19 protein-coding genes are annotated in these 13,121 nt (G+C 65.6%); 9 read left to right on the top strand and 10 right to left on the bottom strand.

The features are described from left to right. Window positions 1-7: 7 nt before the first annotated feature. Entirely contained in the window at window positions 8-826 is an 819-nt protein-coding gene (locus tag ACWA1Q_RS06255; protein WP_121672106.1) for a ParA family protein, read from the top strand. Between the two features lie 135 nt (window positions 827-961). On the opposite strand, the gene ACWA1Q_RS06250 is transcribed toward ACWA1Q_RS06255, so the two are convergent. The 4 genes from ACWA1Q_RS06250 to pgsA form a co-directional block, all read right to left on the bottom strand. Further along, window positions 962-1,507 carry a MerR family transcriptional regulator gene (locus ACWA1Q_RS06250; RefSeq protein ID WP_463760402.1) on the bottom strand — a complete coding sequence of 182 codons (546 nt, stop codon included), beginning with the start codon at window positions 1,505-1,507 and terminating at the stop codon, window positions 962-964. Window positions 1,508-1,663: 156 nt separating this feature from the next. Continuing rightward, window positions 1,664-2,392 carry a transcriptional regulator FtsR gene (ftsR, locus tag ACWA1Q_RS06245; protein ID WP_463760401.1) on the bottom strand — a complete coding sequence of 243 codons (729 nt, stop codon included), beginning with the start codon at window positions 2,390-2,392 and terminating at the stop codon, window positions 1,664-1,666. Between the two features lie 3 nt (window positions 2,393-2,395). Next, window positions 2,396-2,866: an FHA domain-containing protein gene (locus tag ACWA1Q_RS06240; RefSeq protein ID WP_463760788.1), complete on the bottom strand. Its 471-nt coding sequence runs from the start codon at window positions 2,864-2,866 to the stop codon at window positions 2,396-2,398. 51 nt (window positions 2,867-2,917) lie between these two features. Then, window positions 2,918-3,535 (bottom strand): CDP-diacylglycerol--glycerol-3-phosphate 3-phosphatidyltransferase, encoded by a 618-nt coding sequence (gene pgsA / locus ACWA1Q_RS06235; protein WP_463760399.1) that lies wholly within the window; start codon window positions 3,533-3,535, stop codon window positions 2,918-2,920. A 127-nt stretch (window positions 3,536-3,662) separates the two neighbouring features. On the opposite strand from pgsA, the gene ACWA1Q_RS06230 reads away from it, so the two are divergent. Then, the gene (locus ACWA1Q_RS06230; RefSeq protein WP_463760398.1) at window positions 3,663-4,526 is read left to right on the top strand and encodes an SGNH/GDSL hydrolase family protein; all 864 of its coding nucleotides are present in this window, start codon (window positions 3,663-3,665) and stop codon (window positions 4,524-4,526) included. Between the two features lie 3 nt (window positions 4,527-4,529). On the opposite strand, the gene ACWA1Q_RS06225 is transcribed toward ACWA1Q_RS06230, so the two are convergent. Both ACWA1Q_RS06225 and ACWA1Q_RS06220 read right to left on the bottom strand, forming a co-directional pair. After that, window positions 4,530-5,252: a methyltransferase domain-containing protein gene (locus tag ACWA1Q_RS06225; RefSeq protein WP_463760396.1), complete on the bottom strand. Its 723-nt coding sequence runs from the start codon at window positions 5,250-5,252 to the stop codon at window positions 4,530-4,532. Continuing rightward, the gene (locus ACWA1Q_RS06220) at window positions 5,249-6,385 is read right to left on the bottom strand and encodes a type III polyketide synthase (protein ID WP_463760395.1); all 1,137 of its coding nucleotides are present in this window, start codon (window positions 6,383-6,385) and stop codon (window positions 5,249-5,251) included. Before ACWA1Q_RS06220 ends, ACWA1Q_RS06225 begins: the two co-directional genes overlap by 4 nt. Window positions 6,386-6,555: 170 nt before the next feature. Here ACWA1Q_RS06220 and ACWA1Q_RS06215 point away from each other — a divergent pair, with 170 nt between their 5' ends. Next, window positions 6,556-7,101 (top strand): Dps family protein, encoded by a 546-nt coding sequence (locus ACWA1Q_RS06215; protein ID WP_463760393.1) that lies wholly within the window; start codon window positions 6,556-6,558, stop codon window positions 7,099-7,101. 24 nt (window positions 7,102-7,125) lie between these two features. On the opposite strand, the gene ACWA1Q_RS06210 is transcribed toward ACWA1Q_RS06215, so the two are convergent. Both ACWA1Q_RS06210 and ACWA1Q_RS06205 read right to left on the bottom strand, forming a co-directional pair. Next, window positions 7,126-7,347 (bottom strand): hypothetical protein, encoded by a 222-nt coding sequence (locus ACWA1Q_RS06210; RefSeq protein ID WP_463760392.1) that lies wholly within the window; start codon window positions 7,345-7,347, stop codon window positions 7,126-7,128. Next, a complete protein-coding gene (locus tag ACWA1Q_RS06205; protein ID WP_463760390.1) occupies window positions 7,344-7,682 on the bottom strand; it encodes a DUF7882 family protein in 339 nt (112 codons plus the stop codon). The genes ACWA1Q_RS06210 and ACWA1Q_RS06205 overlap by 4 nt, the downstream gene beginning before the upstream one ends. A gap of 191 nt (window positions 7,683-7,873) precedes the next feature. Here ACWA1Q_RS06205 and ACWA1Q_RS06200 point away from each other — a divergent pair, with 191 nt between their 5' ends. From ACWA1Q_RS06200 to ACWA1Q_RS06185, 4 genes are all read left to right on the top strand, one after another. Continuing rightward, on the top strand, window positions 7,874-8,203 hold the full coding sequence (locus tag ACWA1Q_RS06200) for a hypothetical protein (protein WP_463760389.1): 330 nt from the start codon (window positions 7,874-7,876) through the stop codon (window positions 8,201-8,203). A gap of 29 nt (window positions 8,204-8,232) precedes the next feature. Next, window positions 8,233-9,063 carry an MBL fold metallo-hydrolase gene (locus ACWA1Q_RS06195; RefSeq protein ID WP_463760387.1) on the top strand — a complete coding sequence of 277 codons (831 nt, stop codon included), beginning with the start codon at window positions 8,233-8,235 and terminating at the stop codon, window positions 9,061-9,063. Between the two features lie 71 nt (window positions 9,064-9,134). Further along, window positions 9,135-9,464: an RNA-binding S4 domain-containing protein gene (locus tag ACWA1Q_RS06190; protein WP_463760786.1), complete on the top strand. Its 330-nt coding sequence runs from the start codon at window positions 9,135-9,137 to the stop codon at window positions 9,462-9,464. A gap of 25 nt (window positions 9,465-9,489) precedes the next feature. Further along, entirely contained in the window at window positions 9,490-10,608 is a 1,119-nt protein-coding gene (locus tag ACWA1Q_RS06185) for an acyl-CoA dehydrogenase family protein (protein ID WP_463760385.1), read from the top strand. Window positions 10,609-10,614: 6 nt separating this feature from the next. Here ACWA1Q_RS06185 and ACWA1Q_RS06180 read toward each other — a convergent pair whose 3' ends face one another. Beyond that, window positions 10,615-10,992: a VOC family protein gene (locus ACWA1Q_RS06180; RefSeq protein ID WP_463760383.1), complete on the bottom strand. Its 378-nt coding sequence runs from the start codon at window positions 10,990-10,992 to the stop codon at window positions 10,615-10,617. A gap of 148 nt (window positions 10,993-11,140) precedes the next feature. On the opposite strand from ACWA1Q_RS06180, the gene ACWA1Q_RS06175 reads away from it, so the two are divergent. After that, complete coding sequence (locus tag ACWA1Q_RS06175) at window positions 11,141-11,647, top strand: O-acetyl-ADP-ribose deacetylase (protein WP_463760381.1); 507 nt, start codon at window positions 11,141-11,143, stop codon at window positions 11,645-11,647. A gap of 86 nt (window positions 11,648-11,733) precedes the next feature. Next, on the top strand, window positions 11,734-12,708 hold the full coding sequence (locus ACWA1Q_RS06170; RefSeq protein WP_463760380.1) for an LLM class F420-dependent oxidoreductase: 975 nt from the start codon (window positions 11,734-11,736) through the stop codon (window positions 12,706-12,708). A gap of 10 nt (window positions 12,709-12,718) precedes the next feature. Here ACWA1Q_RS06170 and ACWA1Q_RS06165 read toward each other — a convergent pair whose 3' ends face one another. Further along, complete coding sequence (locus tag ACWA1Q_RS06165) at window positions 12,719-13,078, bottom strand: nuclear transport factor 2 family protein (RefSeq protein WP_463760378.1); 360 nt, start codon at window positions 13,076-13,078, stop codon at window positions 12,719-12,721. Between the last annotated feature and the right edge of the window lie 43 nt (window positions 13,079-13,121).

The raw sequence follows: 13,121 nt of genomic DNA, 5'->3' as shown, positions 1-13,121 counted from the left end.
TCTTCTTGTGCACGTACTCAGCGTCTCGAGCCTCAAGGGAGGCGTCGGGAAAACCACCGTCAGCCTTGGCCTGGCCTCCGCCGCGTTCGCCAAGGGCGTCCGAACCCTCGTTGTCGACCTCGATCCACAGTCAGATGTCTCGACCGGCATGGATATCTCCCTCGCCGGCCGGCTGAATGTCGCCGATGTCCTCGCTTCTCCCAAGGAGAAGACGGTGCGTCAGGCGATTGCGCCGAGCGGCTGGACGAAGACGCACCCCGGCACCATCGACGTGCTCATCGGAAGCCCGTCCGCCATCAACTTCGACGGCCCACACCCGTCGATTCGCGATATCTGGAAGCTCGAAGAAGCTCTCGCTCACGTCGAGGACGACTATGACCTCGTGCTGATCGACTGTGCTCCGTCGCTCAACGCGCTCACCCGTACCGCGTGGGCGGCAAGTGACCGTGTCGTTGTCGTCACCGAGCCCGGCCTGTTCTCCGTTGCTGCTGCCGACCGTGCCCTCCGGGCGATCGAGGAGATCCGGCGGGGCCTGAGCCCGCGCCTGCAGCCCCTCGGGATCGTCGTCAACCGTGTTCGTTCGCAGTCCATGGAGCACCAGTTCCGGATCAAGGAACTGCGCGACATGTTCGGTCCCCTCGTTCTCAGCCCCCAGCTGCCCGAGCGCACGTCGCTCCAGCAGGCGCAGGGTGCCGCGAAGCCGCTGCACATCTGGCCGGGCGACAGCGCCCAGGAGATGGCGTCGAACTTCGACCAGTTGCTCGACCGTGTGCTTCGCACCGGCCGTGTCGGCGAATACGCTGACGCCGCGAAGGCTGCCCGGTAAGTTTTCGTCGGCTCAGGCGCTCAGCGGTCCGGGCTGTCGTCTGCGCAGGTTTTCATCCAATGCGGACCGATTCACGCGTTGCGCCGGGTGAATCCGCGCAGTGGGTGAAATCGCGGGCAGAGGCGGCGGAGGAACTCAGGCCGTGCGTGCGGCGCGACGGGCGGCGAGCTCGTCCATGGGGTCTGCAGCCTGCGAGTCGAACTCGATCAGGGTGGTCTCCACCTCGCGGAGAACCTTGCCCACGGCAATACCGAAGACGCCCTGGCCGCGGCTGACGAGGTCGATGACCTCATCGTCGGACGTGCACAGGTAGACGCTGGCGCCATCGGACATGAGGGTGGTCTGTGCGAGGTCATTCACCCCGGACTCACGCAGCTGGTTCACAGCGGTGCGGATCTGCTGGAGCGAGATGCCGGTGTCGAGAAGGCGCTTCACGAGCTTGAGCACGAGGATGTCACGGAAGCCGTAGAGACGCTGCGACCCGGAACCGGCTGCACCACGCACGGTGGGCTCGACGAGTCCTGTGCGTGCCCAGTAGTCGAGCTGGCGGTAACTGATACCCGCGGCGCGGGCAGCGACAGCGCCGCGGTAGCCGGCTTGGTCGTCGAGTTCGGGCAGTCCGTCGGTGAACAGGAGACCCAGGTCATAGCGAGGACTGTCGTTGGCGGGGAAATCGCTCATCCGTGTGCTCCTCTTGGGTTTCAACTGCGGCGGTACCGCACAGTCCACGGTACCGAGGGCGGCGGGCTTCTACAACGACATCCGACGGGGGACGTCGGCGTGTCGGTTGGCCGTGATCATTCTGTGACAATCAAGGCCGGAAAATTCAGTCTAATCTCACGACGTCAGTCGGCCCAGTGCGCTCCGCACGAGGCTCGCGCGAATCACGTCGAGCTGGCCGGCGATTTCACCGGAAAGTTCGGCCGCCCGCGCTCGGCTGGCCGCATCCTTGCGCCGCGCGATCGGAAGCAGGGCGCTCTCGATCATGCTGACCTCACGTTCGGCAGTCGCCCGGTAACCACGAAGGTGGCGAGGCTCGATGCCGCACTTCTTCAGGGCGACGAGCGAACGCAAAACGGTGATGGCATCCTCACCGTAGTTGTCTGCCGGGGTGATGATCGACGCAGAAATGGCGTCAGACATCAGTGTGGCACTCGCTCCGGATTCGCGAAGAACGTCTTCGCGCCGGTAACGCCTGCCAGCAGGGATGATCGTCGACAACTGCCCGTTCGACGGCGCGCCGGGCAGCGACGGAGCGCGCCCGGCGTCGATGTCGGCGAGGTGGCCGCGGATGACCTTGAGGGGAAGATAGTGATCCCGCTGCATGGACAGGATCAGCCGAAGCCGCTCCACATCCTGCGGCGAGAACTTGCGGTACCCGGATTTTGTCCGCGACGGAGAGACGAGACCCTGCTCCTCGAGGAACCGCAGCTTAGAGTTGCTGAGCTCGGGAAACTCCTTCGCCAGCCGCGCGAGAACCTGCCCGATGCTGAGAAGCTGGGAGGCGGATGCCGACCTGCCGGGGTCGCGCTCGTCGTCGTTTCTGCGCGCTGCCTGGGCAGTCACGATCTAGGCGCCCGCAGGCGGCTGAAGATCGTCCCTGGACGGGTAGAAGGTCAGACGGAACTTACCGATCTGGACCTCGGCACCGTCGCTCAAAGGTGCGTCGTCGATGCGCACGCCCTCGAAGTAGGTGCCGTTGAGGGAGTTCAGGTCTTTGACCTGGAACGAGATCCCTGTACGGATGAACTCGGCATGACGTCGCGAAACCGTGACGTCGTCGAGGAAGATGTCTGCATCCGGGTGGCGACCCGCGAGTGTCACATCGGCATCGAGGAGGAATCGTGCTCCGCTGTTCGGACCTCGCCGAACGATGAGCAGCGCAGAGCCACTCGGCAGGGCAGCAATCGCTTCCTGTTCCTCAGCGCTGATGTCGCTGTCGACGCTCGACAAACTGGCGCCGAACTCCCGACTGAAATTCGCGGTTGTATCGTTTGGGGCACCACCGGTTGCATCGTTCTGCGCCGCTGGCTCGCGCAGATATGCCCGAGTGGGGGGATTCTGCTCGTTGGGATATGACACCTGGACCTCCTAGGCCTCCAGCGTATCTGAATCAGGCTGCGTCTGCCCCGTGCGTTTTCTCGATGCCTGTACTGTCTGCACCAGATAGAGGCCTCCGGCCCACCAGTACAGAGCAGCACCGACGATGGCGAAGACCAGGCCGAACGGTCGCGTGTACTCCATGATGTCGGGGAACGCCGCCGACAGCATGAGCAGGGGCAGGCCGATGAAGAGGCACGCTGTCGCCCATTTGCCCACCCAGTTCACCGGGAATGCGCCGTGGCCCATCCTCGCGAGCCACCCAGCGAGGACCACGAGCATCACGTCGCGGGCGATGATGACGATGACAAGCCACAGCGGGATGAGTTCGCGCCAGCCGAGCCCGAGAAGAGCAGCAAAAATGTACAGACGGTCCGCGGCGGGATCGAGCAATTGCCCGAGCTTGGAGACCTGATTGAGCCGTCTCGCCAGGAAGCCATCGAGAAAGTCGGTGAATCCTGAGATCGCGAGCACCGCAAGGGCGATCAGATCCTGTCCTTCGACGAGCAGGATGAGGAACACGGGAACGAGCGCGAGGCGCAGAAAGCTCAGGATGTTCGGGACCGTCAGGATACGGTCGCTCGGTTCCAGGTCCTCCCGCTTATCCACGCGCCCAGTCTAGGCAATGACACCCAAGGGGGGCGCAACGCCGCGCGGCGACCAGCGGGTCAGCCGCCACTCCCCCAGTCAGAGGCACATGGGCGGTCAGCCGCCCGGCACGACGTACCCTAGAGCAATGCGAACGACGCCACGGCCTCTCCCCCGACGGGACATGCGCTCTGGCTCTCTTCTCCGCCTGGTACTCCTTCGGGTCGGTCTCCCCGCTCTCGCTCTCGCTCTCGTCGCGAGCGTCGCGTTCGCCACGATCCCGCGCCCGGCCGCAGGAACATCCGCCGGTGCAGACGGCGGACCAGCGATCGCGGCCGAACGACCGTCCAGGCTCGTCCCGTTCGCCGACGCCCGCGACCGGCTCGCCGACGAGAACCGCCCGTTCGTCGTCACCGTCATCGGTGACTCAACCGGAGACGCGCCGGGCGAATGGGTCGACCTTGCGTTTCGCCAGCTGGCCGAGGAAACCGACCGCCCCCTCGTGCAGCACTCCTGGGATCTCATCAGCGCGTCGTACCTGCCGGCCGTCGAATCGAACGTCGACGCGGCATCCGCCCCACTCATCGTGTGGAACGGATCGGCGAGCGGAAAGACCGGCGAGTACTCGCTCGCGCACTTCGACACCCTCGTGCCCGCGCAACCCGACCTCGTGATCTTCAACCACGGCCTCAACAACGTGCCAGAGCCCGCGGCGGTCGGCCCGCAGCTCACGGCTCTTGTCGCCGAGGTGGAGCGGTACTGGCCGGCAACGGCCGGGTTTGCCGCGATCCTTGAGAACCCGCGCTTCGACGCCTGGGAAGACGCCCATGGTGACGTCATCGAGAACGTGACGTCGTGGCTGGGCGAACACTCCTCGGTTCGCACCATCGACGTTCACTCCGCATACCTCGCGGCTGACCCGACAGGGCTGCTGCTCCCCGACCTGCTGCACCCCAACCCCGCCGGGTCAGCTGTCACAGCTGCGACGGTCCTCGAGGCTCTCCGACGCTGATCCTCAGCGAACCGCGCGCGGATCGTGCGTAAGCAGGAGCCGGTGCGGCGCCTGCGGAACGACGTCCCAGCCCGCGGGAACCGCCGCGGCCAGTTCGGCGACGCGGTGGCTGCGGCGAATGGAGAGCAGTCCGTCCACGCGGATGAAGGTGCCCCGGAACCGTCCGGCCGTGAAGACGGAATACAACGCGTATGCGGTCGCCGAACGGCGGATGTCGCTGTGCACGGAAGCGAGCCGCGCCAGCTCCTCCGAATCGGCGAGGACGACGCCCAGTTCGGTCGGGCCGAGGTGGTGCAGCACATGGTTCGAGATCACGAAGTCGAACGGCCTGCCCTCGTTCGCCAGGTCGCTGCTCGTGCCGAGACGGTGGGTGTAACCGTCGATGGGCGGCAGGGTGGAGACGTAGGCGGCGGCGCGTTCGTCCGGGTCGATTCCTGTGACGTCGAGACGCACACCGTCCCTGTGCGCCCACCGGATCAGCGCGCGAGCGACGTCGCCCCCACCCGCTCCGATGTCGGCGACGGTGTGTGCCGGTCCGGTGAATCTCGGTCGCAACCGCTCGCGGTACGTGCGGTGCCAGCCCGCGAGGAGCGCGTTGACGTGCGAGAACGCGGCATAGGTGCGAAAGAGGGCATCCCGGTCACACGACGGGTCGTCCATGAGCTCCACGAGGCCGGGGTTCCGCTCGTGAAGGGTCGACAACACGCCCGGCAAGCCCACGCTCACGGACGCACTCGCGTGAACAGCCCGGTTTCGACGGTGAGGCCCGGCCCGAACGCCATCGCGCACACGCGATCCGCTCCGGAGCCGGTGCCGGTGCCCTGCTCCTCCAGTATTTCCTTGAGGATGAACAGCACCGTGGAGCTCGACATGTTCCCGTAGTCGCGCAGGATCCGCCGCGACGGAGTGAGTTGATTCTCGTTCAGGCCCAGCTTCGCCTCAACCTTGTCGAGAATGCTTCTGCCTCCTGGATGAATCGCCCACGAACGGATGCTCCCCGCTGGGTCGGCCGCGAGGTCCGGTTCCCGGGCCAGCAGCGGAGAGAGGGCACCCTCGATGTAGTTGTCGATGATTTTGGGCACGGCTGCGCTTAGGACCATGTCGAAGCCGGCGTCTCCGATCGTCCACGCCATGTCCTTCTCCCCCACCGGGGTGAGTTCGCTCGCGAGCCGGTCGATGACGAGCGAGGGAGCATCCGCCGGGGATTGCCGCGCCGTGACGATCGCAGCCGCGGCGCCGTCACCGAAGACGGAGGACGCGACGATCTGGTCGGGGTCGTTCGACGATCGCACGTGGATGGTGCACACCTCGCAGGAGACGACAAGAACGACGGCATCCGGATCCGCGCGGCAGAAGGCGTCGGCGGCGCGGAGAGCGGGGAAAGCTGCGTAGCACCCCATGAAACCGATGTGGGAGCGCTGGACGGTTGTCGCGAGTCCCAGTTCACGCACCAGTTCGTAGTCGGGCCCCGGCGCATAAAATCCCGTGCAGGATGCGGTGACGACATGGGTCACATCGGCTGGCTCGAGATCGCGGCAGGCATCGAGCGCAGCACGGCCCGCCTCGATGAACAACGCTCCCGCCCTCCCGATGTACACGTCGTTGCGTTCGCGCGTCGTCGGCGAAAGAAGTTCTCCCGTCGTGCCGTCGTAGAACGTCCGCTGTCCTTCTCCGCTCCCGGCGAAATCGTCGATGACGGTGTGGCGCTTCTCGATACCCGAGGCGTCGAATGCCGCGCCCACCAGCCGCTCCCCCAGCCGGGTCAGACCAGGTTGCGCCACGAAGATTTCACGCGCGTCTGACTGCCGCAAAACGGTGGAAGGGACGGCTGTCTGGATGGTACGAACGTGCACGGGCATAGGTTTCACCTTAGACAGCCGGACCACCCCCGAAGACACCCTTGCGCGTCGCACGTGAAATGCACAGGCATCCGGCACATGTATCAGCTCCCCCGTCGATTGCAAGGCCTTGAGGCCGCAGCGGGAAGCCGTTTAGCTGGGAGCACCCACCCTTTCAGGAAGGACTTTCCATGTCTACAGCCACGGCAACACGCGAACGGACCAGCAGCTCGGCCATCGGAGCGAAGACGACACGGCGGCGCAAGCCCGAGGGCGGGTTCATCGCGTCGAAGGAACTCGCGGATTCGATGCAGAAGGTCCTTGTCGATCTCATCGAACTGCATGTGCAGGGCAAGCAGGCACACTGGAACGTCGTCGGCAGGAACTTCCGCGACCTCCACCTCCAACTCGACGAGGTCGTCGAGGCCGCGAGGGAATTCTCTGACGAGGTCGCTGAACGGATGCGTGCGCTGCACGCGACGCCGGACGGCCGCAGCGATTCCGTCGCCGCGACCACGACGCTTCCGGCGTTCCCCGCAGGAGAAGTCGATACCGCGAAGACGGTCGACCTCATGACCGTGCGCATCGAAGCCGTCGTAGGAACGATGCGTGAGGTTCACGACTCGATCGACGAGGAAGACCCCACGACCGCAGACATCCTTCACGCGATCATCGCGAAGCTCGAGCAGTACGCCTGGATGATCAGCGCCGAGAACCGCACGCCGTCGAAGAACTGACCGGCTAGAGGTCATCCGCGGCGGCTAGTCCGCGGAGACCGTCGCCATCACGTCGACGACGGCGATCGGGATGCCTGCTGTGATCAGCAGGTACGCGGGCTCCAGGATCCCCTCACCGCTGTTGGCTTCGAGCCAGTGTGGCGTGCCGCTCGACATGGCCTCGGTGATCTCCTTCTGGACGTCACCGAGGTCACGGTTCGGGATCGTATACTTGCTGCCGCCATAGTGCAGTTCGATGCGTTTCACTGCTGACCGCCTTCGGATGAGCCGTTGCCCGAGTTATTCGCGGGCGGCTCCGGCACGATCTGGAGTCCGCCTGCCGAGTTGGACGACGCGCTCAGTGCGATGATCCATTCCCGGTTGAGCGCCGGGAGCCGCGAGCCGAAGTACTTGTAGTGCAACGGGATGTTCGGGGCGAGCCATATCGTGCTTCGACCGTCCCCGACAGCAGGATCGTCCTTCCAGCTGAAGTAAAAGGATTCTCCGCGCCGCAGCTTCGCGCCGATCACGATCTGCAGGTGCGCAAGCACCCGGTCGTCGAAGTCGACGGTCAGTGTCGAATCATAAAAGAGCTTGCCCATCGGGACCTTTCAAGAGAGCCGTGCGAGTCCGAGTACACGCACACCCGCCATTCTGTACCCTAATCGCCCGTACCGGCACCAATCGGGGGTTCACACATACCGGCGACGCATCGGGGGTGCCGCTTTATCGAGCGAACCCGCAACACACAAGTCCCTTGAGCCGGGAGAACGACCGGAGGACAGTCAGAGGAATGAGACGACTTTTCTATTCCAGTGGATCGTTCCTGACCGGTGATCTCGTCGGCGACGCCGTCTTGCGGTACGCGCGCGCGCTCGCCGAGACCGGGGACGCCGATATCGTCTCCGTACCCGCCCGCACCGATGATGGGCTCAACGGCCTGGCACACATCCTCGTCGGTCCCGCGAGTCAGATTTTCACGATGCCCGCGCCGTCGAACGGTGACGAGCCGTTCGACCAGGAGATCGTCGACGCGCTCAACACCAGGAGCCGTGCGCTCCAGCCGAGTCGCCCCGAGGCCGAAGCCCCTCGAACGGATGCGGTGGACCTCGACCTGCCGTGACCGAGGGAGCCGCGCCGTAGGATCGAGCCATGTCCTCATGGAACGAAGTCGCTGATCGGGTCTACCAGCGGCGTTACGATCCGCTCGACATTTCGGTGTGTGTCGTCGCCGGCTCGAACGGCCTGCTCCTCGTCGACACCCGGTGCAATCCGCGTGAGGCGATCGAACTTGCGGCAGACGTTGCGGAGTTGGGTTCGGCGCCGATCCGCTGGGTGGCGAACACCCATGCCCACTACGACCACAGCTTCGGCAACCAGGTCTTTGCCGACGCGTCCATCTACGGGCATCACCTCATCCCCCAGCACTTCGCCGAGTACGAGGGTCCACGCCTGGAGTCCTGGCTCACGGATCCGGAAGCCCAGCCGCAGTATGACTGGCGCGATGTCCGCCCGACGCCGCCAACGGTCCTCGTCGCCGATGTCACCGACCTCGATCTCGGCGACCGGGTGGTGCGATTTCACCCTCTGCCGCCCGGTCACACCGACACTGACCTCATCGTCGAGATTCCGGATGCCTCCACCTGGCTGCTGGGCGATGTGGTCGAGGAATCCGGGCCGCCGATGTTCGGCTCCGGCAGCTTCCCATTCGGCTGGCCGAACGTGCTCGACGGCATCGCCGACCTCGTTGCGCCGGACGACGTTCTCGTCCCGGGTCACGGGCGCGCCGTCGACCGCGAGTTCCTCCTGAAGCAGGCGACCGTCCTGCGTCTCGTCGCCGACGGCATCCGTTCGTCCTTCGACCAGTCCGAGCCGATCGAATCCGCGAGCGAGCGAGTGGCCTCGAGGTCTCGCCTCCCGCTCGAGATCATGGAGTCTGCGGTGCTTCGCGGGTACACACAGCTGGCCGCGGGAGTTGCGTAGTGACCGAACCGCTGACGAGTGTGAGGGTGGACAGCTGGCTCTGGGCCGTGCGGATCTACAAGACCCGATCGATGGCGACGACCGCCTGCAGGGCCGGGCACGTGCGCGTCGGCGGCGACCGGGTGAAAGCGTCGCAGTCGATCCACGTCGGTGATGAGATCCGGGTGCGCGAGGGGGGTTTCGACCGCATCGTCGAGGTGAAACGCCTCGTCCTGAAGCGGGTCGGCGCGCCCGTCGCCGCAGAGTGCCTGATCGACAGGACGCCTCCTCCCCCACCGCGCGAAGAGGTCGCCCTCCTGCCGATGCGGGATCGCGGCGCCGGCCGGCCGACGAAACGCGAGCGGCGCGACCTCGAGAAACTGCGTGGCCGTGACAGCCCCGGGCATGACCAGGAGGACTGAGCGGGCAGTTCGTTAGTCTGGGGGCGTGACTGACCTGTCGATCGACCTGCTGGAGCGGATTCGCTCGCGGGCACCCGGTTATGACCGGGACAACCGCTTCTTCACCGAGGACCTCGACGAGCTGCGGGATGCAGGCTACCTCGCACCGCAATCGCTCGCCGAGGCAGTTCGGAACCAGAGACTTCTCGCCCGATACGCGCCGGCGACGGCCCTCGGGATCAACATGCACCACGTCGTTGTCGGCGTCGCACGGGTGCTGCACGACCGGGGCGACTCGAGCCTCGACTGGATCCTCGACGACGCTCGACAGGGCGAACTTTTCGCCTTTGGCATCAGCGAGGCCGGTAATGACGAGGTTCTGTTCGACTCTCGCACGACCGCTACCCCTGGGCCGGATGGCTCCTTCGCGTTCACCGGGCGCAAGATCTTCACCTCACTGTCACCGGTGTGGACGCGTCTGGGCCTCTTTGGCCGGGACGACTCCGACCCCGGCAATCCCACGCTCGTGCACGCGTATCTGACCAGGGACACCGATGGACACCGCCCGGTCGGCTCGTGGGATCCACTGGGCATGCGCGCCACCCAGAGTTTCTCGACCGAACTCGACGGAGCCGTCGTTCCCACCGAGCGAATTGCCCGGGTCCTTCCCGTTGGCCCGAACCCTGACCCGTACGTGTTCGGGATCTTCAGCAACTTTCTCGTTCTCATCGGTTCCGTGTACGCCGGAATCGGAGACCGTGCGCTCGAGCTGGGAGTTGAGGCAGCCGGTCGGCGCACGTCGCAGAAGAACGGAGGACGACCGTACTCGAGCGACCCCGACATCCGCTGGCAGCTCGCGGATGCCGCGATCGCCCTCGACTCCCTCGCACCACAGCTCGACACCCTCGCCTCCGATGTCGACAGCCTCGTCGATCACGGCGCGGCCTGGTTCCGCCTCCTCGTCGGCGCGAAAACCCGCGCTGTGGACGTTGCGCGAAGCGTCGTCGATACCGCTGTTCGGGTGTCCGGCGGCAGCTCGTACGACGCCGGCAGCGAGTTGTCGCGGCTGTATCGCGATTCGCTCGCCGGGCTCTTCCACCCCAGCGACCCCGAGTCGGCACACTCGACCGTCGCGACGAACCTGCTCGGTCCGCCGACAGCCTAGACGCCACTACTCCGTCAGCACCGAGAGAACATTGCCGGAGGGATCACGGAACCACGCGATCGTCGGCCCATTGCCGCGCATGATCCCTTTGTCGTCTGTCGGCAGGTCCGGGTCGTCGTAGATCTTCGTTTCGACGCCTTTTCCATTGAGCTCGTCGACGGCAGCGTCGACATCCGCGACGACGAAGTTGAGGATTGTGAAGCTCGCCGGGCTGTGATCCTGCTTCGGGTACACGAGAACCTCGGCACCGCCGGGGAGCACGAGTTGCAGCAGCCCCATGTCGTTCTCGGTCACGGAGAGGCCGAGGATTTTCGAGTAGAAGGCGCGCGCTTCATCGAGGTCGTGGACGCTGAACCCGCTGAAGGCGTGGACGGGGGTGAACATGACTTTCCTCCTTGACGTTGTGAACGATTTTCACCATGGCACAGACAGCGAAGTGGGTCGAGGGGGAAGCGGGCGTCCTTTCGCCATTCTGAGCCCGTGGCCGAACGCTTCCGTTCGAGCTACGCTGCTGTCCGGACGGAGGGCAGCTGTGCACATCGAAATGGTCGAGGGCGACATCACCACCCAGACGGTGGACGCCATCGTGAACGCTGCCAACAGTTCGCTGCTCGGCGGCGGCGGTGTCGACGGCGCCATCCACCGAGCCGGTGGGCCGGACATCCTCGCGGCCTGCCTGCAGTTGAGGGAAACGCAACTCCCGAACGGCCTGGCAACCGGTCAGGCGGTGGCCACGACAGCGGGGCGGTTGAACGCGCGTTACGTCATTCACGCGGTAGGACCGGTGTGGGATCCGGTCGAGGACCGGTCCCACCTGCTCGCCGCCGCGTACCGCAACAGCCTTCGAGTCGCCACGGAACTCGCTGTCACGTCGATCGCGTTCCCCGCTATTTCGGCGGGGGTGTACGGGTGGCCTCTCGCGGATGCCGCCGCCATCGCGGTCCGAACGGTGAGGGACGAGAACCCGCCGTTCTCTGTTCGCTTCGTCCTGTTCAACCGGCCCGCGGCCGACGCATTTCTTACCGCGCTGGGAGCATGACGGGCACCGCCCGAGCGTCCTGATCCCCAGACACCGCCGTTGCAACCCCTTGACCGGGATTCGGCCCCGGTGCCAGTTTCGAGGGCATGACTCGATTTGGATACACCCTCATGACCGAGCAGTCCGGCCCGCGGGAACTCGTCGGCTATGCCGTCGCCGCGGAGAACCAGGGCTTCGACTTCGAGGTCTGCAGCGACCACTACTCGCCGTGGCTGACCGAACAGGGGCATGCCCCGTATGCCTGGACCCTTCTCGGTGCGGTCGCGCAGGCCACGCAACGTGTCGACCTCGCGACCTACGTCACGTGTCCGACGCTCCGCTATCACCCGGCTGTCGTAGCCCAGAAGGCGGCAACACTGCAATTACTGTCCGAGGGGCGCTTCCTGCTCGGCCTCGGTTCGGGCGAGAACCTCAACGAGCACGTCGTCGGTGCCGGCTGGCCGTCTGTCGATCTGCGCCAGGACATGCTCGAGGAGTCGGTGCACATCATCCGCGAGCTGTTCACCGGGGACTTGGTGACGTGGGAGGGCGAGCACTTCCGGGTCGATTCGGCGCGGCTCTGGGATGTCCCCGATGGCGGCGTCCCCATCGGCATCGCCGTCTCCGGAAGCAAGTCGATCGAACGGTTCGCCCCGCTCTCTGACCACTTCATTTCCACCGAGCCCGATGCAGACCTCGTCGGGGACTGGAAGAAGGCGCACGGCGGCGATACGGCATCCGCTCGCGTGATCGGCCAGATCCCGATCTGCTGGGACCCCGACAGGGACAAAGCGATCGAACGGGCCCACGAGCAGTTCCGCTGGTTCGCGGGCGGCTGGGCGGTCAACGCGGACCTGCCGACCCCGGCCGGCTTCGCCGGTGCCTCCCAGTTCGTTCGACCGGAAGACGTCGCTGAGCAGATCGTCTGCGGCCCGGACCTCGACGAGATCGCCGAGAGCGTTCGCCCGTTCATCGATGCAGGCTTCACCGACATCGCCCTCGTTCAGGTGGGCGACGAAGGCCAGGAGGACTTCCTTGCCGAAGCGGCTGCTCCCCTGCTCGAGCGACTCCGGGCGCTGTAGAAGACGGCGATTACGAGGGTGAGCCCTGGTCCATCCACCACTCGGTGAATTCCCTCGCCCGGCCGCCGTCGCCAGGACGGATCACCCACAGGTTGCTGTACGTCCTGCCGTCGGTGTAGTCGGTCGTGCCCTGAACCAGCCACAGGTCGTCGGTGATCACGAGCGGCGACCACTCGAAGGTGTGGTTGCCGGGTTCGTCCCTGCGTTCGAGCCACTGCTCGACAATGGCGTCATGACCGTGGAAGGGTTCCGTCCACGGTTCATTGCGGAGCACAGCATCCTCGGTGAAGAGCGCACGGATGTCGGCCGGGTCGTTCGATTCCCAGGCTCGCTCGTACGCCCGCATCCATTGGGTCGTCGGATCCATCATGAGAGCAGTCTTACTCCGGTCCGCGGATTCGGGCAACCGCCGG

This window comes from Mycetocola sp. TRD_SC_2 (assembly GCF_055361225.1).
Note: the sequence above shows the minus strand (reverse complement) of the source record. Positions and strands in the feature narration are given on the sequence as shown.